At 48.4% G+C, this 20,265-nt stretch carries 17 protein-coding genes; 11 read left to right on the top strand and 6 right to left on the bottom strand.

The window, feature by feature from the left end; all coding sequences use genetic code 11:
- The first annotated feature begins 56 nt into the window (after nucleotides 1–56).
- The 4 genes from AC5YB3_RS14855 (at nucleotide 57) to AC5YB3_RS14840 (ending at nucleotide 4,963) form a co-directional block, all read left to right on the top strand.
- The gene (locus tag AC5YB3_RS14855) at nucleotides 57–782 is read left to right on the top strand and encodes a fumarate reductase cytochrome b subunit (protein ID WP_259511511.1); all 726 of its coding nucleotides are present in this window, start codon (nucleotides 57–59) and stop codon (nucleotides 780–782) included.
- A gap of 151 nt (nucleotides 783–933) precedes the next feature.
- Nucleotides 934–2,943, top strand: coding sequence for a fumarate reductase flavoprotein subunit (locus AC5YB3_RS14850; RefSeq protein WP_494525618.1), 2,010 nt, complete (start codon nucleotides 934–936; stop codon nucleotides 2,941–2,943).
- Nucleotides 2,940–3,665, top strand: coding sequence for a fumarate reductase iron-sulfur subunit (locus AC5YB3_RS14845; protein WP_071938665.1), 726 nt, complete (start codon nucleotides 2,940–2,942; stop codon nucleotides 3,663–3,665). The genes AC5YB3_RS14850 and AC5YB3_RS14845 overlap by 4 nt, the downstream gene beginning before the upstream one ends.
- A 230-nt stretch (nucleotides 3,666–3,895) precedes the next feature.
- Nucleotides 3,896–4,963, top strand: a complete 1,068-nt coding sequence (locus AC5YB3_RS14840) for a porin (protein ID WP_494525617.1) — start codon at nucleotides 3,896–3,898, stop codon at nucleotides 4,961–4,963.
- A gap of 154 nt (nucleotides 4,964–5,117) precedes the next feature.
- On the opposite strand, the gene ssb is transcribed toward AC5YB3_RS14840, so the two are convergent.
- Nucleotides 5,118–5,822: a single-stranded DNA-binding protein gene (gene ssb, locus AC5YB3_RS14835; RefSeq protein ID WP_006083192.1), complete on the bottom strand. Its 705-nt coding sequence runs from the start codon at nucleotides 5,820–5,822 to the stop codon at nucleotides 5,118–5,120.
- A gap of 109 nt (nucleotides 5,823–5,931) precedes the next feature.
- Nucleotides 5,932–7,299, bottom strand: coding sequence for an MFS transporter (locus AC5YB3_RS14830; RefSeq protein WP_006083193.1), 1,368 nt, complete (start codon nucleotides 7,297–7,299; stop codon nucleotides 5,932–5,934).
- A 415-nt stretch (nucleotides 7,300–7,714) separates the two neighbouring features.
- On the opposite strand from AC5YB3_RS14830, the gene uvrA reads away from it, so the two are divergent.
- The 3 genes from uvrA to AC5YB3_RS14815 all read left to right on the top strand — a co-directional run bounded on the left by uvrA (nucleotide 7,715) and on the right by AC5YB3_RS14815 (nucleotide 14,313).
- The gene (gene uvrA / locus AC5YB3_RS14825; RefSeq protein WP_494525616.1) at nucleotides 7,715–10,597 is read left to right on the top strand and encodes an excinuclease ABC subunit UvrA; all 2,883 of its coding nucleotides are present in this window, start codon (nucleotides 7,715–7,717) and stop codon (nucleotides 10,595–10,597) included.
- Nucleotides 10,598–10,999: 402 nt separating this feature from the next.
- Entirely contained in the window at nucleotides 11,000–12,196 is a 1,197-nt protein-coding gene (locus tag AC5YB3_RS14820) for a M20/M25/M40 family metallo-hydrolase (protein WP_242326375.1), read from the top strand.
- A 194-nt stretch (nucleotides 12,197–12,390) separates the two neighbouring features.
- Entirely contained in the window at nucleotides 12,391–14,313 is a 1,923-nt protein-coding gene (locus AC5YB3_RS14815; RefSeq protein WP_006083196.1) for a DEAD/DEAH box helicase, read from the top strand.
- A gap of 144 nt (nucleotides 14,314–14,457) precedes the next feature.
- On the opposite strand, the gene AC5YB3_RS14810 is transcribed toward AC5YB3_RS14815, so the two are convergent.
- Nucleotides 14,458–14,982, bottom strand: a complete 525-nt coding sequence (locus tag AC5YB3_RS14810; RefSeq protein WP_259483754.1) for a type II secretion system protein — start codon at nucleotides 14,980–14,982, stop codon at nucleotides 14,458–14,460.
- 218 nt (nucleotides 14,983–15,200) lie between these two features.
- Between AC5YB3_RS14810 and AC5YB3_RS14805 the strand changes: the two genes are divergently transcribed.
- Nucleotides 15,201–15,566: a DUF6677 family protein gene (locus AC5YB3_RS14805; RefSeq protein ID WP_494525615.1), complete on the top strand. Its 366-nt coding sequence runs from the start codon at nucleotides 15,201–15,203 to the stop codon at nucleotides 15,564–15,566.
- Here the strand turns inward: AC5YB3_RS14805 and AC5YB3_RS14800 are convergent.
- Together AC5YB3_RS14800 and AC5YB3_RS14795 are read right to left on the bottom strand one after the other, a co-directional pair.
- On the bottom strand, nucleotides 15,563–16,177 hold the full coding sequence (locus tag AC5YB3_RS14800) for an HAD family hydrolase (RefSeq protein ID WP_494525614.1): 615 nt from the start codon (nucleotides 16,175–16,177) through the stop codon (nucleotides 15,563–15,565). The two genes, AC5YB3_RS14805 and AC5YB3_RS14800, sit on opposite strands and share 4 nt — an antisense overlap.
- Before the next feature lie 76 nt (nucleotides 16,178–16,253).
- Nucleotides 16,254–17,228 (bottom strand): DMT family transporter, encoded by a 975-nt coding sequence (locus tag AC5YB3_RS14795; protein ID WP_126491119.1) that lies wholly within the window; start codon nucleotides 17,226–17,228, stop codon nucleotides 16,254–16,256.
- Nucleotides 17,229–17,232: 4 nt separating this feature from the next.
- Here AC5YB3_RS14795 and AC5YB3_RS14790 point away from each other — a divergent pair, with 4 nt between their 5' ends.
- The 3 genes from AC5YB3_RS14790 (at nucleotide 17,233) to AC5YB3_RS14780 (ending at nucleotide 19,719) form a co-directional block, all read left to right on the top strand.
- Nucleotides 17,233–17,535, top strand: coding sequence for a hypothetical protein (locus tag AC5YB3_RS14790; RefSeq protein ID WP_494525613.1), 303 nt, complete (start codon nucleotides 17,233–17,235; stop codon nucleotides 17,533–17,535).
- A 12-nt stretch (nucleotides 17,536–17,547) separates the two neighbouring features.
- A complete protein-coding gene (locus AC5YB3_RS14785; protein ID WP_494525612.1) occupies nucleotides 17,548–18,351 on the top strand; it encodes a hydratase in 804 nt (267 codons plus the stop codon).
- 255 nt (nucleotides 18,352–18,606) lie between these two features.
- A complete protein-coding gene (locus AC5YB3_RS14780) occupies nucleotides 18,607–19,719 on the top strand; it encodes an energy transducer TonB (protein ID WP_494525611.1) in 1,113 nt (370 codons plus the stop codon).
- Between the two features lie 17 nt (nucleotides 19,720–19,736).
- Here the strand turns inward: AC5YB3_RS14780 and AC5YB3_RS14775 are convergent, their stop codons facing one another.
- On the bottom strand, nucleotides 19,737–20,066 hold the full coding sequence (locus AC5YB3_RS14775; RefSeq protein WP_494525610.1) for a cysteine-rich CWC family protein: 330 nt from the start codon (nucleotides 20,064–20,066) through the stop codon (nucleotides 19,737–19,739).
- Nucleotides 20,067–20,265: the final 199 nt, after the last annotated feature.

Below are 20,265 nucleotides of genomic sequence, written 5' to 3'. Positions count from 1 at the left end.
TGTTGGCGTGATGCAGGTACATTCACGCCACAACAAACCTGGTAAGAGGTGAATTAATGTCAGCGAAAACGCGTGTTCCTACCGCCATTAACGGCGGACCATTTGGCCAAGCCTGGTCGGCTAAAGCAGACTGCTTACAAAGTGCGACAGGGCTTATATTGGGTATTTTCCTGTTATTTCATATGCATTTCGAGGCGAGCATTTTATTTGGTAAAGAAACCTTCTTTCACATGGTGCAATTCTTAGAAGGCAGTATGTTTAGCTCGACGGGTCATGGCTTCCCCATAGTGACCAAGATCATTTCAGTCATTATGCTGGTGATTGTTGCAGTACATGCCGCCACCGCACTACGTCGTTTTCCAGTGCAATTAGGCCAATGGCGAGCAATGCGTGGCTTCATGTCGAGTATCAAGCATAGAGATACCCAAGCATGGTTCTGGCAAATGATCACCGGGTTCTTACTGTTTTTCTTAGTGTCAGCCCATCTCGCCACTATGATTTTAAACCCTGATATTGGCCCTCACCTTTCGGCCGAAAGGGTTTACCACGATAACGCTTGGCTCTTATATGCGGTGTTTTTACCTATCGTGTTATTCCACGGCATCGTTGGTTTATACCGAGTGATATTAAAGTGGGGTGTGAGTAGTAACCGCCCACTTATCCGCACTATAGCGCAAGTATTGATCGTCTATTTATTGTGTTTAGGCACATTAAGCCTAGTGACCTATATCAATATTGGTATCGAATTAGTTCTGCCAGTACAACCGTTTATTCCTCAGTAATGGGCATGACGCTATCGGCGCACTTAGCCTGTATAGCAATACAAACAACATACGGATCCTCCTCTGATACATAGTTGCCGCGCATCTATGCCCGAGGAGTGCAATGATAAATCCATGAAATGTTATCTAAATTATTAGATAAGGATCTGATTTGAAAATCATTTATACAGACTCATTAGTCATTGGCGCAGGATTGGCAGGCCTCAGAGTCGCGATTGCCACCAAAGAGCGAGGCCTAGATACCTTAGTGCTATCGTTAATTCCCGCAAAACGTTCACATTCGGCCGCCGCACAGGGCGGAATGCAAGCCAGCCTAGGCAATACCGTTAAAGGCATGGGCGATAACGAAGACATTCACTTTCAAGACACAGTCAAAGGTTCTGACTGGGGTTGCGATCAAGACGTCGCCCGCATGTTTGCCCACGTTGCACCTAAAGCGATCCGCGAACTCACCAACTGGGGCGTGCCTTGGTCGAGGATTTCCGCCGGCCCGCGCGAAGTCATCATGAACGCGCAAAGGGTAACGCTCAATGAGGCCGAAGAAGCTCACGGCCTGATCAATGCCCGCGATTTTGGTGGCACAAAAAAATGGCGTACTTGTTACACCGCCGACGGCACTGGCCACTCTTTACTGTATGCAGTGGATAACCAAGCCATTTCTATGGGCATTCCAGTACACGAACGGATTGAAGCCCTGTCGCTTATCCATGACGGCAAGCGTTGCCATGGGGTGATTGCCCGCTGTTTAGTCACAGGTGAACTGCGCGCTTATGTCGCCAAATCCACCACTATCGCCACCGGCGGTTATGGCAAGATTTATGAAATATCGACCAATGCCACCATCTGCGAAGGCATAGGCCAAGCGTTAGCACTCGACACAGGTGTCGCCACCTTAGGCAATATGGAAGCGGTGCAGTTTCACCCTACCGCCATAGTGCCCGCGGGGATTCTTACCACTGAAGGATGTCGTGGTGATGGCGGTATTCTGCGCGATAAAGACGGTCATCGCTTTATGCCAGATTACGAGCCAGAGAAAAAAGAACTCGCCTCCCGCGATGTGGTTTCCCGCCGCATGACAGAGCATATGCGCAAAGGCAATGGGGTCGAAAGCCCTTATGGCCCTCATCTATGGCTGGATATTACGCAGCTGGGCCGTGAACATATCGAAACTAACCTGCGCGAAGTGAAAGAGATTTGTGATTACTTCCTTGGTATCGATCCTTGCAAAGATTGGATCCCCGTCCGCCCTACCCAACATTACTCTATGGGCGGCGTGCGCACCAATGCCACCGGCGAAAGTCCACAACTCAAGGGGCTGTTCAGCGTCGGAGAAGCGGCCTGTTGGGACATGCACGGCTTTAACCGTTTAGGCGGTAATTCGGTGGCAGAAACTGTGGTCGGCGGCATGATCATCGGCAAATATGTGGCTGATTTTTGTGAGAATAACGATTTAGAAATTGATACCGCGCTGACTCAAAAATTCATCGATAAATTGCAGCAAGAAATCGATGGGCTGGTCGAAGGCAATGGCACAGAAAACCCCTTCCAAATAAAGAAAGAAATGCAACGCATCATGATGAACTACGTCGGGATCTTCCGTAATGGACCCGAATTAGATAAAGCCATCAAAGGCTTGAAAGACTTAATGCTGCGGGCAAAAAATCTCGGTCTTAAATGTAAAAAACGTCACGCTAATCCTGAGTTAGTCGAAGCACTACGCGTCACGCGTATGTTGAAAGTGGCCCTCACCGTCGCCTGTGGCGCAGAGGCTCGCACCGAAAGTCGCGGCGCCCATTCACGGGAAGATTACCCACAACGCAATGATAAAGATTGGCTTAACCGCACACTGGCAACTTGGCCAGATGCCGAGTCACTGGAACCTGTGCTGCGTTATGAAGCGTTAGATGTGATGAAAATGGAGCTACCACCGGGATACCGAGGCTACGGCAACGATAACACTATCGCCCATCCTGATACCGAAAAACGCGTACAAGAAATCAATCAAGTGCTCGCGCGCTTAGGTGACGATCCCGATAGAAACACACTGCAGCGAGCCCTAATGCCATACGAGCTGCCAAGTCATCTGCAGGCTCCCAATGGACGCCTCAGCGATACCTTAGCGATCACTCCAGCCCAACCGGTAGGGAATAAACCACTATGAGCCGTCAAATCAGCTTTAATATCTTCCGCTACGATCCGCAAGATGGCCAAGACAAGCCAAAGATGGAACGTTATCAGTTGACTGAAACACCGGGCATGACAGTGTTTATCGCCTTGAATCAACTGCGTGAACAACAAGATCCCTCGCTGCAGTTCGACTTTGTCTGCCGCGCGGGCATCTGTGGCAGTTGCGCCATGGTGATCAATGGTTTCCCCACATTGGCCTGTCGCACGTTAACGGCGAATTATCCCAATGGCGAAATCACCCTAATGCCACTGCCCGGCTTCGAACTGATTGGCGATTTGTCGGTGAACACAGGCAAATTTATGCGCGAATTAGCCGAACGCTTAAAACTCTGGCTGCACCCTAAACCCGATGATCAGGACATTCATCACCTCGAAAATCCAATGGCACCTGAAGAAGCCGCGCGGATCTATGAGCTAGAACGCTGCGTCGAATGTGGCGTTTGTGTGTCAGCCTGCGCCACCAAACAAATGCGTGACACCTTTGTTGGCGCGGTTGGCATGATGAAAATTGCCCGCTTCGAAATGGATAGCAGAGACAGCCGCAGTGCGGATGATTTCTACCATGTGATTGGCAATCAAGACGGCGTCTTCGGTTGTATGACGCTACTCGGCTGCCAAGATAACTGCCCTAAAGATTTGCCGCACATGCAGCAGATTGCTTACCTGCGCCGCAAAATGGCCGCAAGCATACTCTAGTTGTCCTTAACCTAAAGTCCCGCTGCGTTAGCGGGGTTTTAAGGCAACACCTTTCCCAAACCAGCGGGCAAATCATATCTGCCCGCTGCAGATATGCGACGCCTTGCCTCTGAGCGAGACGCCTCCTTGAGCACTATCACAAGTGCAGATCCTTACTACTAGCAGTACTGTTCCATCGGCAACAAAATCCATTAACGGCAAGCTAGTAGTTGTTATGTAAGGAAACATAAATGAAGCAGTTCAAACTAACATCAGCCGTGCTTGTGCTGAGCTTTGCCACACCTATCTTTGCTGTTCAAGCCAATGATACCGCTGCAACCAATGACGAGTTACGCACTGAATTACAACAAATTCAGCAAAGACTCGCCATGCTCGAAGCCCAAGAAAAAGAGGCATCGATTTTATCGGATACTCAGTTTAATTTTTATGGTTCTTTACGCCCGACTTTCGGCCTGACCCATACTAACTCGGACGATGTGTGGGATGTGGGCGATGCGAACTCGCGAATTGGCTTTGCCGCAGAACACCAACTTGGCAATGGCTTAGTCGGGTTTGCGAAAGGGGAATTTAAGGTCGATATCAAAGATGACGGCGACTTTGGCGATGCGCGCAAAGCTTATGTTGGATTAAAGGGATTTTTTGGTAGCGTAGCCATAGGTAAACAAGCCGTCACCCAGGAGATCATTTCCGATCCCGTCGACATCTTTAACCGCTCAGGAACCCCACTCGCCTATGACAGTGCGAGCCCCTTCAGGCTCAATAATCTCGTGACCTATCGTAAAGAATTTGGCGATCTGTTGTTTTCGGCCGATGCACAATTCGATGGCAATAAAGGCAGTGGCGGCAGCGACTTCGTTAACGCGGGTATCCGTTATAAAACTGACCTAATCTATATAGCCGCAGCTTTTTATAACAAAGAGTTAGACGACGGCAAAGATGAGAACACTGTCGGCGTCACCCTAGCAAAAAGTTTCAATGCCTTGTACCTCGCGGCTGCCTATCAAAACATTGAAAAAGACGACATTGATGGAACCACATTGGATGGCTCAACATTAGATGTGGTCGCCAGCTACCCCATCACTGACAGCTATAAAATCAAGCTGGGCGTGTCCAGATACGACGATGGCGGCAATGACATCACCTCTGCTAAATACAACGCCTATAACACTACGCTTGAGTGGCATAAAACACCGCAATTCAGCACCTTCATCGAATATCAAAAGACAGATTTTGAATACCGCGAAACCAATGACCAAATCATGCTGGGCATGCGTTATAACTTCGATTACACGTTCTAAGTTTTATCTCAAGCGTATAGTCATGTGAGTGAAGGGTTTAACGGCTTCACGGCATAAAGACTAAAAATATAAAGACCAGAAACAACAAAGCCACGACTCGCGTGGCTTTGTTCATTAAAGACGATACCATCTTTACATTTCGATAAATCCCAAATCAAAACGGAATATCGTCATCCCAGCCATCATCCAAATCTGGAGTGAAGTTTTGCTGTGGTTGTGGTGCTGGACGTTGTGCCGGTGCTGCTGGCGCTTGGTAAGCAGGTGCTGGAGCGGCTTGTGGCTTAGGCGCATAACCACCTTGTTGTGGTTGAGCTTGTTGCTGTCCATATTGCTGCTGAGCAGGTGCTGGCGCAGCATATTGTTGCTGAGCTGGCGCTTGGTAAGCAGGTGCAGCTTGAGGCGCTGGCGCATATTGATTTTGCGCTGGAGCCGCTTGTTGTGGTGCAGATTGGTAACCTGCGTTTTGTGGCATGCCGCCGCCCATTGGCGCGCCTTGTGCTTGGCCACCTTGACCACGGCTACCTAGCATTTGCATGCTACCGCTTTGGTCGATAACCACTTCAGTGCTGTAACGGTCTTGACCGCTTTGGTCTTTCCACTTACGGGTTTGCAGTTTACCTTCAAGGTAAACCTGTGAACCTTTACGCAGGTATTCACCTGTAATTTCAGCTAATTTGCCGAACAGAACCACACGGTGCCATTCAGTACGCTCTTGCTGTTGACCTTGTTGGTCTTTCCACGATTCGCTGGTCGCAACTGTGATGTTAGCGACTGCATTACCGTTTGGCATATAACGCACTTCTGGATCTTGTCCCAAATTGCCAACCAAAATTACCTTGTTAACACCACGACTGGCCATTGAAATCTCCTGCGATTCTTTAAATAATCTATTAATTCAGTATGTTGTTTATCTGTGTCGCCATAGAGGAAAATCAGCTTCCCCAAATATCACACGGCAGACCCAGATATTATTGAGCAGAGCCTAACACAGCTCGTGCTTCTCTTAAATCGAAATGCTCGTCGACCTTAAGATAAGCAACTTTTTCATCAAGCACGACGATCGCTTCGACGACGCCCATGAGCTGTGATAACTGAGCCGCCATATCCCGCGCTTGTGCCTTGTCTTTGACTTCGGCTTCTAAGGTGTAACTCTTTAACAGCACGGGATTTTCCATGCCCAATGTCAGGAATAACCAAATAGACATTAAGATCACAGCAACGATAAACACCCCGACCGCGCCCACTAATTGGAAGGCGCCACCGCCCAGCATACCACCACAAAAGGCCCCTAAAAACTGACTAGTGGAATACACGCCCATGGCCGAGCCTTTTTCACCGACGGGGCAAAATTTGGCAATCAAACTGGGCAATGAAGCTTCTAAATAGTTAAAGCCAGTGAAAAACAGCACCACAGCAAAACTCAGCACCCATAAGTTGTTAGAGAATAAAGCCATCGCCAGCAGCGCCACTATCATGATCACTAAGGCGATTTGGAACATAGCTTTAGTATTCTTACGTTTAACCCCTATGATGATTAACGGCACCATCAGGAAAAACGCGCCCACAAAAGCGGGGAAATACAGCATCCAGTGTTTTTCTTTGACTAAGCCCGCATCAACCAGATCCAGCGGCAAGGCCACGAATACTGCGGTTAACACTAAATGCAGAATAAAGATCCCCGCATCGAGTCTAAACAACTGGGGATCGGTCAACATACGCTTGAGTCTGGCAGGCGTGGCTAACGTGTCACCCTTAGGCGCGTGGGAAATCGGATTCGGTACTAAAAATTGCACGATCAACATGCCCGTCACAGCGAGAATCGCCGTGAGGAAGAACAGGCCTGATAAGCCCACATGTTGTGCCACAATCGGGCCGACCAGTAAGGACAGCGCAAAAGAGCCGCCGATACACATACCAATAATCGCCATGACCTTAGTACGCTGTTCATCGCGGGTTAAATCCGCTGCCAGCGCCAACACGGCAGCCGCAATCGCACCCATGCCCTGCACTGCTCGACCAAACACCACGCCGTAAATCGAATCAGCATTGGCGGCAATCAAGCTACCAATGGCAAACAGCACCAGACCGATAAGGATAATCGGCTTGCGACCATATTTGTCAGATAAAATCCCCATAGGGATTTGCAGCACAGCTTGAGTCAGACCGTAGGCGCCGATAGCAATACCGACCCACAGCGGCGAGAAGCCTTCGAGGTGCTGACCATAAAGTGCAAAGACGGGCATGATCATAAACAAGCCCATCATGCGTAAACCAAATACACTGGCTAAAGAAAACGCGACTTTTTTCTCAGTACCCGAAAGTCCGTTGTTACCCATGATTTTGCCCTGGATTGAAGTCTTTTAAGGGGCGCATGTTACCACACCCAAAAGGATTTGCTCAAAAGGAAATAGTGGTCTAAACCACTGCCTGTACAGTTAACTTTTATCCCGATTATCACAGACCTATATTGACCGTGCTCGGGTTAACATGTTTATTTTTCTGCCCTATTTAACGCTCAGGCACTGGGAACCGAGTCTAACATAGTGTTCACATTTGTCCTGTGAGTCAGTACGCAACAACCGCATTAATCTTAGTTAATCCACTCGGTACATAACTGTCACTGTCAGCAAGGTGATTAAAAGCCAGTGCCAGCCCTAGGATTGGTGCCGATCACAGAATCAACTAAACTCAGCCGCGGAACTGTGCGATACTTATGCTCATTTTTTTAAGCATATGGCATTAGAGCGATAGATGGATAAGATTGAAATACGCGGCGCACGCACCCACAATCTCAAGAATATCAACCTGACTATCCCAAGGGATAAACTGATTGTCATCACGGGCTTATCGGGATCTGGCAAATCCTCCCTTGCTTTCGATACTTTATATGCCGAGGGCCAGCGACGTTACGTCGAGTCCCTGTCAGCCTATGCTCGCCAATTTTTGAGTTTGATGGAAAAGCCCGATGTGGACCATATTGAAGGCTTAAGCCCAGCGATATCCATAGAGCAAAAATCCACTTCCCATAACCCGCGTTCCACCGTGGGCACGATTACCGAAATTTACGATTACCTGCGCTTGATGTTTGCCCGCGTGGGTGAGCCGCGTTGTCCGACACACAATCAACCTTTGGCGGCGCAAACCGTCAGCCAGATGGTCGATAAAGTGTTAGAAATGCCCCAAGACAGCCGCTTAATGCTGCTCGCGCCTGTGGTCAACGCCCGTAAGGGTGAACACGTTAAATTGCTCGAAGGTCTATCGGCGCAGGGTTATATCCGTGCGCGTATTGACGGTGAAGTGTGTGACTTAACCGATCCGCCAACCTTAGACTTACACGTTAAGCACACGATTGAAGTGGTCGTCGACCGTTTTAAAGTGCGTGACGATATCAAGCAACGCTTAGCTGAATCCTTTGAAACCGCACTGGAACTCTCCGGCGGCATAGCGACCGTTGCCACCATGGATGACGACACAGGTACTGGTAAAGCAAAAAGCGAAGAACTGATTTTCTCTGCCAACTTCGCCTGCCCGCACTGCGGATATTCGATGGCGGAATTAGAGCCAAGGATCTTCTCCTTTAACAATCCAGCCGGCGCGTGCCAAACCTGTGATGGTTTAGGGGTACAACAATTTTTCGATCCTGAGCGCGTGATCAGCAACACAGAGCTGTCACTGGCTGGTGGCGCGATTCGCGGCTGGGATAGACGCAACTTCTACTATTTCCAAATGCTCAGCTCACTCGCCGAACACTATAAGTTCGATGTCGAAGTGCCCTATGAGCAGCTCAGCGAAAAAGTCCGCAAAATCGTCCTGTACGGTTCAGGCAAAGATAGCATTGCCTTTAAGTACATCAACGATCGCGGCGATGTGGTGGTGCGTAATCACCCCTTCGAAGGCATTCTCAACAACATGGACAGGCGCTATCGCGAAACCGAAAGCAACTCGGTACGTGACGAATTAGCCAAGTTTATCAATACCCAAGCCTGCCAAAGCTGTGGTGGTTCGCGTCTGCGCGAAGAAGCCCGTAACGTGTTTTTAGGCGATATCAATCTGCCGCAACTCACCACTTGGTCGATTGGCGAAGCCTTAGATTACTTCGAAAAAGTCGAGTTTAGTGGCCAAAAAGCGCAGATCGCCGAGAAGATTTTAAAAGAAATCCGTGATCGCTTAGGTTTCCTCGTGAACGTGGGCCTCAATTATTTGAGCCTATCACGCTCGGCGGAAACCCTCTCGGGCGGTGAAGCCCAACGAATTCGACTCGCCAGCCAAATTGGTGCCGGACTTGTCGGCGTGATGTATGTGCTCGACGAACCTTCAATCGGCCTGCATCAAAGGGATAACGAACGTCTGCTGCAAACCCTGATCCACCTGCGGGATTTGGGCAACACAGTAATTGTGGTTGAGCACGATGAAGATGCGATCCGCATGGCGGATCACGTGATCGACATCGGCCCTGGCGCAGGTGTTCATGGCGGCGAAGTGATTTGCGACGGCCCGATTGAGAAAATCATCGCCTGTGAAGAATCAGTTACCGGACAATATATTTCCGGTAAGCGCTGCATTCATATCGATACGCCGCGTATTCCGTTCGACAAAACTCAAGTGATTGAGTTATTTGGTGCGCGTGGCAACAACCTGCGCAATGTGGACTTAACCATACCGATTGGCCTCTTCACTTGTGTAACGGGCGTATCGGGTTCAGGTAAATCAACCTTAATCAACGATACCTTCTTCAAGATCGCCCATAGAATGCTCAACGGTGCGACTGTGGATGAGCCATCACCCTATGATCGTATCGAAGGGATGGAGCTGTGCGACAAAGTGGTCGATATCGACCAAAGCCCGATTGGCCGCACGCCGCGCTCTAACCCTGCCACTTATACTGGCATCTTCACCCCAATTCGCGAAATTTTTGCCGGAACCCAAGAGTCACGCACTCGCGGTTATCAAGTCGGCCGCTTCTCCTTTAACGTTAAAGGTGGCCGCTGTGAGGCTTGCCAAGGCGACGGCTTGATCAAGGTCGAAATGCACTTCCTCCCTGATGTGTATGTACCTTGTGATTCCTGTAAAGGTAAGCGCTATAACCGCGAAACCTTAGAAGTACGCTATAAAGGCAAGAATATTCACGAAGTACTGCAGATGACAGTGGAAGATGCGCGCACTTTCTTCGATGCCGTACCTGCCATTGCCCGTAAGTTGCAAACCTTGATGGATGTGGGTTTATCCTATGTGCGCCTCGGCCAAAGTGCGACCACACTTTCGGGCGGCGAAGCCCAAAGGGTGAAACTTGCCAAAGAGCTGTCTAAGCGTGACACGGGCCAAACCTTGTATATCTTGGATGAACCGACCACGGGCTTACACTTTGCCGATATCCAACTGCTGCTTGACGTATTGCATCGTCTTAAATCCCACGGCAACACCATTGTGGTGATTGAGCATAATCTGGACGTGATCAAAACGGCGGACTGGATTATCGATTTAGGTCCAGAAGGCGGTGGTGGTGGCGGTATGATTTTAGCCACAGGCACACCGGAAGAAGTCGCCGAGCATCCAACCTCCCACACGGCCCGCTTCTTAAAGCCACTGCTAAAACGGGATATTGAAATGGCAAAGGCCAATAAAGCCAAGGTATAAGTTTCAAGCCCTTGGTCTGAGTACAGTAGAAGCGCAGTCGCATAAGCACTGCGCTTCTTTTTTTAGTTCAGCATGTTAAGTGCATAGTGCTAATTCTAGTGCTCGTTTTAAGATCCAAAGCTGACGATTCTGTATTCCAATAAGCCTAAGCTGCTATATAAGACAAGCTGGCGAATAAAGCCTAAGCTTTCAACATCCATCCACTCTCAGTAATAGCACAATCAACATCAGCCACTGACATAAGAACAGTCGACTCACGCAGCATGTCGCCTTGGCTTATATTCGCCCCTCGTTGAATACGGCGCTGGTTAAACTCGACTTAGGTTGAATTCGGATCAGCTTTAAGCAAAGATGACAGTTATCTTCAGGCGAAGGCATCAGCAATAAGGACAAGGAATATCCATGCGTGATAGTACTCAGCTCCCTGTTACCCGCCGTATGTTACCGAGCCTATATCAGTCAATCTGCCTAATCCTAAGCAGCCAAAACCTCAGCGGCATAAATCTAAGCGTTATAAACCTAAGCAGTATAAACCTAGGCCCATCGACCTTATTCCACCATACACGGCTTAGTCAGCGGCTCGCAAACTTCAAAATCCAGCGTCCTATAAAACATCAATCCCAACGATTTGGCATATGCGCACTGGCCTGCTTTGTGGCAGCGACTCTCAGCGGCTGCGCTAACTCACTAGAAACCTGTGCGCGCACTGAGCTTAAACTCACTTGGGCCGAGCGAGCAGAGTTACAAGCGACAGTGACAAGATTAAGCTCGGATGAATTTGAAGGCCGCAAAACCCAAACCCAAGGTGCGGCAAAAAGTCGTGACTATATAAAGCAGCAATTTGAAGATCTCAATTTACAGCCTTGGGGAGCGGACTTTATCGTGCCCTTTGAATACCAAACCTTCTTCACCCAAGAAACCGGCGCCAATGTGGTCGCCACCGCGATGGCGCCAGAGCCGACGAATCGATGGCGTATTATCGTCGCTCACTATGATCACTTAGGCATGAGCGGCAGCAAGATTTACCACGGCGCCGATGATAACGCCTCCGGCGTCGCCGCTATGCTCGCCATTGCCAAACATTGGCAGCAGCAATTTGCCCTGCAACCCAATACCTTGCCTAAGGTGAATCTAATGTTTGTGGCAACCGATGCCGAAGAACCGGGACTCTATGGCAGCATCGCCTTGGTTGAACAACTCAAAACCCGCCTACCAGAGGCGACATTTGAATTAATGATTAACCTCGACATGGTGAGTCATCCCGGTAGGCCCTATGGGATTTACCTTGAAGGCAGCCGAAACTTCACTCAGTTCAATCAATTTAAACCTCTACTTAATCAACAGAACCGCCTTTGCATTAAGCTCACGCATCCAAAACCCGTTGGCCGTAGCATACAAAGTACCGACTGGCTGCGGGCATCGGATCATTATCCCTTCCACAAAGCCAATATCCCTTGGCTGTATTTTGGCGTGCCGACCCATCCCCAATATCACACCCCTGAGGATACCGTCGCGACAATCGACATCACTTTTCTCGCAGCCGTGACTGAGTCAGCATTTGAGTTACTTCAATTAAATGCCGAATATTTAAAGAATTAATGGGAAGTGGCGCGTTTCTTGCTCAGTTTTAGCGAAAAAAATGCAGAAAACAGGTTAAATAGCGTGACTCTGATTGGTAAAGTGCCGTCCATGCTGCTATAATCCGTCGTTCGCGGGAAATCGACACGGGGTTGATTTTCTGTCTGTGAAACTTTAGCGCCATTTCGCGCGCGCATCCACAAGGCTACAACCCAATGTCATCCGATGAAAGAACTTTCCGTGAACTCGGCCTATCCGAGAATTTGTTGCGTGCTCTTGACGAGCTAGGTTATGAAAAACCGACGCCAATCCAATCAGCCAGTATTGATCCACTTATGGCTGGCAAAGATATTTTAGGTCAAGCGCAAACAGGTACAGGTAAAACTGGCGCCTTCGCTTTACCACTATTAAACAAAGTTACCAGCCAAACTACACCGCAAATTTTAGTCTTAGCACCAACACGTGAATTAGCCGTGCAGGTTGCTGAAGCGTTCAGTAGCTATGCCAAATTTATGAAGAATTTCCACGTTCTTCCTATTTATGGCGGACAAAGCATGCAACAACAGTTGAATGCCCTGAAACGCGGCCCACAAGTTATCGTTGGTACGCCAGGTCGTGTTATGGACCATATGCGTCGCGGCACCTTGAAACTCGACTCATTACAAGCTTTAGTGCTAGATGAAGCCGATGAAATGTTAAAAATGGGCTTCATCGATGATATCGAATGGATCCTTGAGCACACGCCAAGCGAGCGCCAACTGGCGTTATTCTCTGCCACTATGCCAGAGCAAATTAAGCGTGTAGCTAACCAGCACTTACGTAATCCTGTACATGTTCGTATCGAATCAAGCCAAACGACGGTTGAGTCAATCGAACAGCGTTTCGTACAAGTATCACAACACAACAAACTTGAAGCTTTAGTACGTGTATTAGAAGTTGAAAACACTGAAGGTGTGATCATATTCGTACGTACTCGTAACTCATGTGTTGAGTTAGCTGAAAAGTTAGAAGCCCGCGGTTACGCTTCATCACCACTACACGGTGACATGAACCAGCAAGCCCGTGAGCGTGCAGTTGACCAACTGAAACGTGGCAAGTTAGACATACTGATCGCGACTGACGTTGCTGCCCGTGGTCTTGACGTTGAGCGTATCGGTCACGTTGTAAACTACGATATTCCGTATGATGCCGAAGCTTATGTACACCGTATTGGCCGTACAGGCCGTGCTGGCCGTACTGGTATGGCGATTCTGTTTGTAACTAGCCGTGAAATGCGCATGCTGCGCACTATCGAGCGTTCAACTAACAGCCGCATTTCACCAATGAAAATCCCAAGCCCAGAGACTGTTGCAGAACGTCGTCTGTCTCGCTTAGGTGAGCAATTGGCTGAAACCATCAACGGCGATTTAGATTTCATGAAAGAAGCTGTTGCTCAATTATGCCAACAGTTAGAAGTCGATACTGATCTGCTAGCCGCTGCATTATTACAGCAAGTTCAACAAGAACGTCCTTTGCAATTGCCAGCAATTCAAGAACGTGCTCGTGATGAACGCAGTGAACGTGCTGAACGTAGCGACCGCGGAAGTGATCGTGGCGACCGTGGTGGTGAGCGTGGTGAACGCAGAAGTCGCGAACCGCGTCCAATGCCAGCAAGCTTAGGCTCAGCTGAAGCGTTGAAAGACAACCCAGATTTGAAAATGTGCCGTTACGTGATCGACGTAGGTCGTGAGAATGGTGTAGGTGTGGGTAACATCGTTGGCGCTATCGCGAATGAAGCTAACATCGACAGCCGTTACATTGGCGCAATCCAACTTTACGATGCAGTGACCACTGTTGACCTGCCAGACGGCATGCCAAAAGACGTGTTACAGCACCTACGTAAAGTACGTGTTTGTGGCAAGCCATTGAACATCCGCGAAGCTGGCGATCAAGTATTTGTTGATTCAGGCCGTAGTGCTCGTTCAGACCGCCCTGCTGGTGACCGTAAACCACGTGGCGATCGTCCAACGGGTGACCGCCCAGCTGGTGACCGTAAGCCACGCGCTGCGTCTACTGGTGACAAGCCTTTTGCTGACCGCAAACCACGTGCAGACAAACCTGCCGGTGAGCGTAAGCCACGTAAACCACGTGAAGACTAATCTAGCTTAAGCTAGAGACTAAAAAGGAGCCTAGGCTCCTTTTTTGTTGGCTTAAAATCAGCAATCTGTCTCTAATGAAGAGAGCCTACGACCATTTACAACATGAATACAGGCCTCAGATAACGAGTTTGCTAACAGCTAAAACTAGCATCCATCGGTCTCGAATAAAAACGAGTGTCCAGTTGAGGTATGGTGATATTCGGCATAGCACTGGCCGGCAGTTAAATCTCCCGTTCCATAACCCAACCGCGAATAGTCATTATCTTCAAATGCTTGTATATCGCCGTAATCAGCCTGCCTTTTAGTATTATCTTTAGTCTGTTGTTTAGGCACGCCTAAATCCATAAAAGTCTCTAAGAAATACAAATTAGGTGACGTAGATTCACTCTTAGTTTCAGGAAAACCTGCATAGAACTGATAATCACCGTATTGGGTCGCGATAGTAACATCGTCGCCAGTGGTGTTGACGATTTGTGCTTTCATATGCAGCATCTTGGTCATATCTTGCATCTGCCCCAAATACCCTTTCACGGCATTCACTTTGGCATCTCTTTGCAAGTTCATAAATTTAGGCGCGGCGATAACAGCCAAAATGCCTAAAATAATGATCACGACGACCAATTCAATTAAGGTAAACCCTTGAACATGTTTCTTTAAAGACATCTGCATTTTTATTCCTTTTCCTCCAGAAGCTGCCATGCAAGCAGTGGAAGAATACGCTCTGTGTAGACTGATGTTAATAAATAAACGACGAATAGGCAGCGCAAAGACACAATATCGACAAAAACAGACTCCTTAACAAGCAGCCATGGCTCAAGATTGACTCTAACGCTTATTGGCTTAACAATGTCATCCAAACGCTAAGTGTTCCCTTTGAGAGTTTCCCCATGAAAAAAGCCCTTACCGCTGGACTATTATCCGCCTTCGTCGCCCCTGGCAGCGGCCATTTTTATCTGCAACATAAACGCAGCGCCTTAGTGTTTTTTGTGCTGGCAATACTGAGTCTCGGCCTGTTGCTGCAACAAGTCATGCAAGTGGCGCAGCTTATCTCGCTAGATATTCAAACTGGCGTTTTGCCGCTGGATATGGGCGTAATTGCGGCCGAAGTGACCAAGCAAACCACGACAACCATTCGTGATGGTGCGGACAAGCTGATGTACGGATTTATCCTCTGCTGGCTGATTGCCTTACTGGATAGTGTACGCTTGGGACTGAAGCAAGATAAGCAAGATGCAGCCCCAAACAATGCCTAGTCACCCACTGTCCACGCTTCGATAAAGCTATGGTAGCAAGCCACAAGCATGTCGGCGTCGTGGGCATAATCGGGAATGATGTCAGGACAATAAAGTGCACAGCGGCTACCCGCATTACGCGCAGTTTGCAGATCAAACAAATAATCGCCCACATATAAGATATCTGCGGGGGCGAGTTGCCACTGCTGGCAAATAAGATGAATCCCTTCGGGATGCGGCTTAGGCTGCGCGTCGTAACGGGTTAATACTAGTTCGATATCGATGCCGAGCTTATCGATAGTGATTTGCGCCGCTTCCGGCATATTGCGGGTCAAAATAGCCAAGGGCAGCGATTTAGCCCGTAGGCATTCGATAAGCTCACGCGCGCCATCAATCCAACTGGCATTGAGTGAGCTTTGTCTCTCGTACTCATGGACGGTTTCCAGCGCCTGAGCCTGTGCTTCACCCGCACTCAGGCTATCCACATGGGCCAAGATATCCGTACCAGAATGAATCCCCAACTCACGCCGCAGACCAGAAAAATCCGGATTGGAGTGCGCTAAGGTGCCGTCGAGATCGAAGATGACCCCACGGATATCCTTAAGTTTTAAATCGCTGAGTCTAGTGATCACTGGCCTTTCCCATGGGTAAAAATGTATGTTTCATATGCTAATTAAATACCATTGGGCTAATCAAATACCATGGATATTAGGCAGCCTGCAAACGCTTCGCCTGACGATTGCGATATAGAGGCAGTAATTGTACCACCATCACAGACACAATAATGACGCCAATCCCCAGCAGAGATAATCCATCTAATTCATCGGCATGGAAGACTTCTGGCCACCAGCCAATGCTTACTACCAAAGCAGTGGCACTAAAGCTAAATACTGGCGTTAGGGCCAACATGGCGCTCACCTGTGCCGTCGGCCAGTACTTCATCGACTGCCCAAAACAGCCATAGGCGATCAAGGTATTGGCAGCGCAAAACAGCGCTATCTGCCACTCGAAGCTGTCCATACTGGCAAACTGACTAAAGTCGCTAAAGGGAGCCATTACGAAAATACCTAAGCCATAGATCACTAAAAGCACGTTCGCGGGCGATAAACGATTGAGTAATGATTTTTGCAACAAGGCATAGCTAGTCCACGACAACGCCGAGAACTGGATAATCATCACCCCAATCCAAACCTGATGATTATTGGCGCCAGATAAATCCAAATACGGATGGAAAAACATCAACATGCCTAAGGCCAGTGTCGCAAAACAACTGAGCTGCACCGCATTCAGCCGTTCCTTAAAAAACAGCACACCACCGAAGGCGAGGAAAAAGGGCGAAGTCTGGAAATTCAGCTGGGCAGCACCCGGCGCGAGATAATCGAGGGAATAAACAAAAGACACATAATTGAGCATCAAAAACACGCCCGCAAGCACTAACCTTAACCAGACTTTGGCATCGAGCGCCGCAAATTGCTTAAGGCTGCCCGCGCTCCATTGGATCAATATGCTGACCACAAGCGCAACCAAAAAACGAAACCAAGTCAAAGTGACAGGATCGATAAAAGCCCCCGAAAGCTTCAAGGCTATGGGTAACATACCCCAAAATACAATCGCAACTGAGATGAAGAGCAGCCCGAGTTGAGCATGATTATTTGCCTGAGGGGCGTTATGGCTAAGGTTCACGGAGATGTCCAGTAGAGACCGCAAAATGGAGCGTCATTCTGGCACTGAGTCAGCACAATATCTAGCAGCACATAATGGAAACATTCGCGTTAGCATGGATACTTTAGCTGACACTTATGTGGGGCAAGTATCAGCATCTTACGATGATTGGAATATTGGCCGCACTCTTGATTCAACTGCAGCAGATTTACCCAGAAAGCCAACATTGGCATTTCCAGCCATGGCAATAACCGAGTATATTTGGCCGATTAAATGGCCTCTCTGCCACACTGTTTCTACGTCACGTCTTTCTAGGCTCACTCTTTAAATAGGAAAGTTAATGTCATCTACCGCAACGCTCGAACCAGTTCAAATGCAGATTCATGCCGCAGCAAAGGAACTCGCCGAGCGCCGCGCCGCAGGCACCAGCGGCGATTTACTGATCCCAGAGCTGAGGCCAACGAGCTTCGAACAGGCCTTCGCCATTCAGCAAACCGTGGCTGCAATCTATAAGGCTAACAACAATCCTATCGCGGCGTGGAAATGCCTATTACCCTCGGCGGAAAAAACCGTCGTAGCGCCTATTTATCAAGCTGATGTGTATCTGCAATCGGCCACTTGCCCACTCTATCCATCGACTAAAGATCTGGCCCGAGTCGAACCTGAACTCGCCTTCGAGATTGCTCGCGATTTACCACCAAGAGCCACACCTTACACAGAGGCTGAAATCGACGAGGCCTTAGGCCACACTCGCTTAGCCTTGGAATTGATCAAAAGCCGCTACCATACGCCCAGTGAAGCGACGCATTTCGATGCCCTCGCCGATGGCTTAGTCAATCAAGGATTATGGTTAGGGCCAGTGCTAAACCCGCTAGCAGGTATAGAGACCAGCCATTTCGAACTCAGCGTTAACATTCACAATGGCGAAACACTGCAAAAATCCGCCATTCATCCTAATGGTTTCCCTAAGGCGGGACTCTACTGGTTAGTTAACTTTTTATCCGCCCAAGGCATTGGCTTAACTCAAGGGCAATATGTGATCACAGGCTCCTACGCTGGCGTCCTCGATCTGCCATTGGCGCAGGTTTGTGACTTTGAATACGGCGCGCTCGGGCAATTTGCCATAACGTTCACAGCTAAGTAATTGCGGCGAGTAAAAGCACTTGTGGCTAATAAAGCGACAAAGCTCTGATAAATAAGCGAACTCGGTTTCAACTAGGCTCGCTTATTTTTAATCTCAGATCTCAATTCTCAACTCTCAACTCTCAGTTATCAGTTATCAGTTATCAGTTATCAGTTATCAGCACTCCACCAGCATTATTAACAAAAGCCAAACCGACTTGTCCCATAATGCACATCTATGTATCATCTAAATTCATCAATAATAAGGATATATAGAATGTCGCACGGAAAAATGTTGCCCATCGCCTGTCTTCTTGCCCTCACTTTAGGCACATCTCTTAGCGTGCACGCCTCAGAAAATAGCTTTGCCAAAGCCTATAGTGACTATCAAGCCGCCGTAGAAAAAGGCGATGCAGCTAAGATTGAAGCGAGCGCAAAAATCGCTTACCAACTCGGCGAAGCTCAATATGCCAAAGACAGTGTCGGCTTAGCTAACCTCGCCTTGAACTGGGCCAGCGCGATAGAAAAGCAAGTCGCCCCTTACCCATTTACAGAAAAGAATTTGCCCAAAACGGCTAAGGCGAATGAGCTGTATCAGCTCGCTCTGGCTAACTATAAAGTTCATTATGGCAAACAAGCGCTTGAGCTTATCGATCCCTTACTTGGCGCTGCGCAAACCGCCGTCGAAGCCAAAGATGCGAAAGAGGATTTGCTTACTGCAATCGCAATTGCTGAAAAGTCCGATAAAAAGAAACTGATCGCCGATGTAAAAATGGCAGCCTTTAACCGCTTATCCAATACTGAGCTATACACGAGAAACGTAAGACGCTATGCCTTCGATGCCTATGATATTTATAAAGAGATTTTGCCAGAGAACGCCATAGACAGAGTCAAGGCAACCTTTACTGTTGGCGCCGTTGAATTTGCAGACAAACACGATGGTAAAGCCGAACCTTTACTGCTGGAAGTGGTTAAACAATTCGACGCACTCAATTTTAGTCACCCCTATGCCTTGAGTGCCCATGCGTATTTAGTCGAACTGTATGAGCGCCAAGGAAAGCGTGACGTATCCACCGCTCACTGTATTGCTATTGGCAAAATGCGTCCTTGGGCCGACACGCAGGAACAACAACCTATTTTCCGTACCGTCCCAGACTATCCAATGTCCTATGCGCAGCGAGGTAAAAGTGGCTGGGTTCAGCTTAAATTTACTATCGATGAGCATGGCTTCGTCAAAAATCCTGAAATTTTAGCTTCTAAGGGTGGTGCTCTCTTCGAGAAAGAAACGCTAAAAATGATAGATAAATGGCGTTACGCACCCAAGTTTGAAAATGGCAAAGCCGTGGAAGCACAAACTAGCGTGCAACTGGATTACACCATAAATCGATAGCTCATTACTTCAGCCCGCTATTTCACCTCATAACCTAGCCCATCGCTCACACTCGATGGGCTTTTTTCATCCTGCATTGTAATCTGCCCCTGACTTAAACTCTGCTTGAGTTGGCTTAGACAGGTTTGGCAAATACACGCATCGGCAGACGGTAAAATGGGGCTAATAGCCCCTTGCAGCGAACCTAATGCTTGCGCTTGCAAGGCAGCCAAAGGCGGGAACATCTGCTGCGCACACCAACAGTCCTCAATACCCTTACCTAAAATCACCGCACATTGATTCGCGCCTTTGCACAGGGGGCAAATTTGCGCAGTTTTTAACTTAGGTTGTTCCGATGGCTGAGACACGGTAATCCTTATAGCAAGATAAGTTGTTATAGCGCGGAGATCATAATGGTTTTTCAATAAGCGCGGGATAGATTATTCAATGAAGCAAGGTGCTCATGTCAATTCAGCGTGCAAATTAACACCTAGGTGTTTCTTATCCTTCAATTGGTTATATTCATCAAGTTATCTAACTTAAATGATATTTGGGTGTATTCATTTG

Source organism: Shewanella sp. 1311 (genome assembly GCF_059338235.1).
Note: the sequence above shows the minus strand (reverse complement) of the source record. Positions and strands in the feature narration are given on the sequence as shown.

Coding starts and splice junctions, on each gene's coding strand:
- AC5YB3_RS14820 (WP_242326375.1), top strand. CDS start 11,000: ATGCGTGATAGTACTCAGCTCCCTGTTACCCGCCGTATGTTACCGAGC.
- uvrA (WP_494525616.1), top strand. CDS start 7,715: ATGGATAAGATTGAAATACGCGGCGCACGCACCCACAATCTCAAGAAT.
- AC5YB3_RS14845 (WP_071938665.1), top strand. CDS start 2,940: ATGAGCCGTCAAATCAGCTTTAATATCTTCCGCTACGATCCGCAAGAT.
- AC5YB3_RS14815 (WP_006083196.1), top strand. CDS start 12,391: ATGTCATCCGATGAAAGAACTTTCCGTGAACTCGGCCTATCCGAGAAT.
- AC5YB3_RS14790 (WP_494525613.1), top strand. CDS start 17,233: ATGTCCAGTAGAGACCGCAAAATGGAGCGTCATTCTGGCACTGAGTCA.
- AC5YB3_RS14785 (WP_494525612.1), top strand. CDS start 17,548: ATGTCATCTACCGCAACGCTCGAACCAGTTCAAATGCAGATTCATGCC.
- AC5YB3_RS14830 (WP_006083193.1), bottom strand. CDS start 7,299: ATGGGTAACAACGGACTTTCGGGTACTGAGAAAAAAGTCGCGTTTTCT.
- AC5YB3_RS14840 (WP_494525617.1), top strand. CDS start 3,896: ATGAAGCAGTTCAAACTAACATCAGCCGTGCTTGTGCTGAGCTTTGCC.
- AC5YB3_RS14780 (WP_494525611.1), top strand. CDS start 18,607: ATGTCGCACGGAAAAATGTTGCCCATCGCCTGTCTTCTTGCCCTCACT.
- AC5YB3_RS14810 (WP_259483754.1), bottom strand. CDS start 14,982: ATGCAGATGTCTTTAAAGAAACATGTTCAAGGGTTTACCTTAATTGAA.
- AC5YB3_RS14805 (WP_494525615.1), top strand. CDS start 15,201: ATGAAAAAAGCCCTTACCGCTGGACTATTATCCGCCTTCGTCGCCCCT.
- ssb (WP_006083192.1), bottom strand. CDS start 5,822: ATGGCCAGTCGTGGTGTTAACAAGGTAATTTTGGTTGGCAATTTGGGA.
- AC5YB3_RS14855 (WP_259511511.1), top strand. CDS start 57: ATGTCAGCGAAAACGCGTGTTCCTACCGCCATTAACGGCGGACCATTT.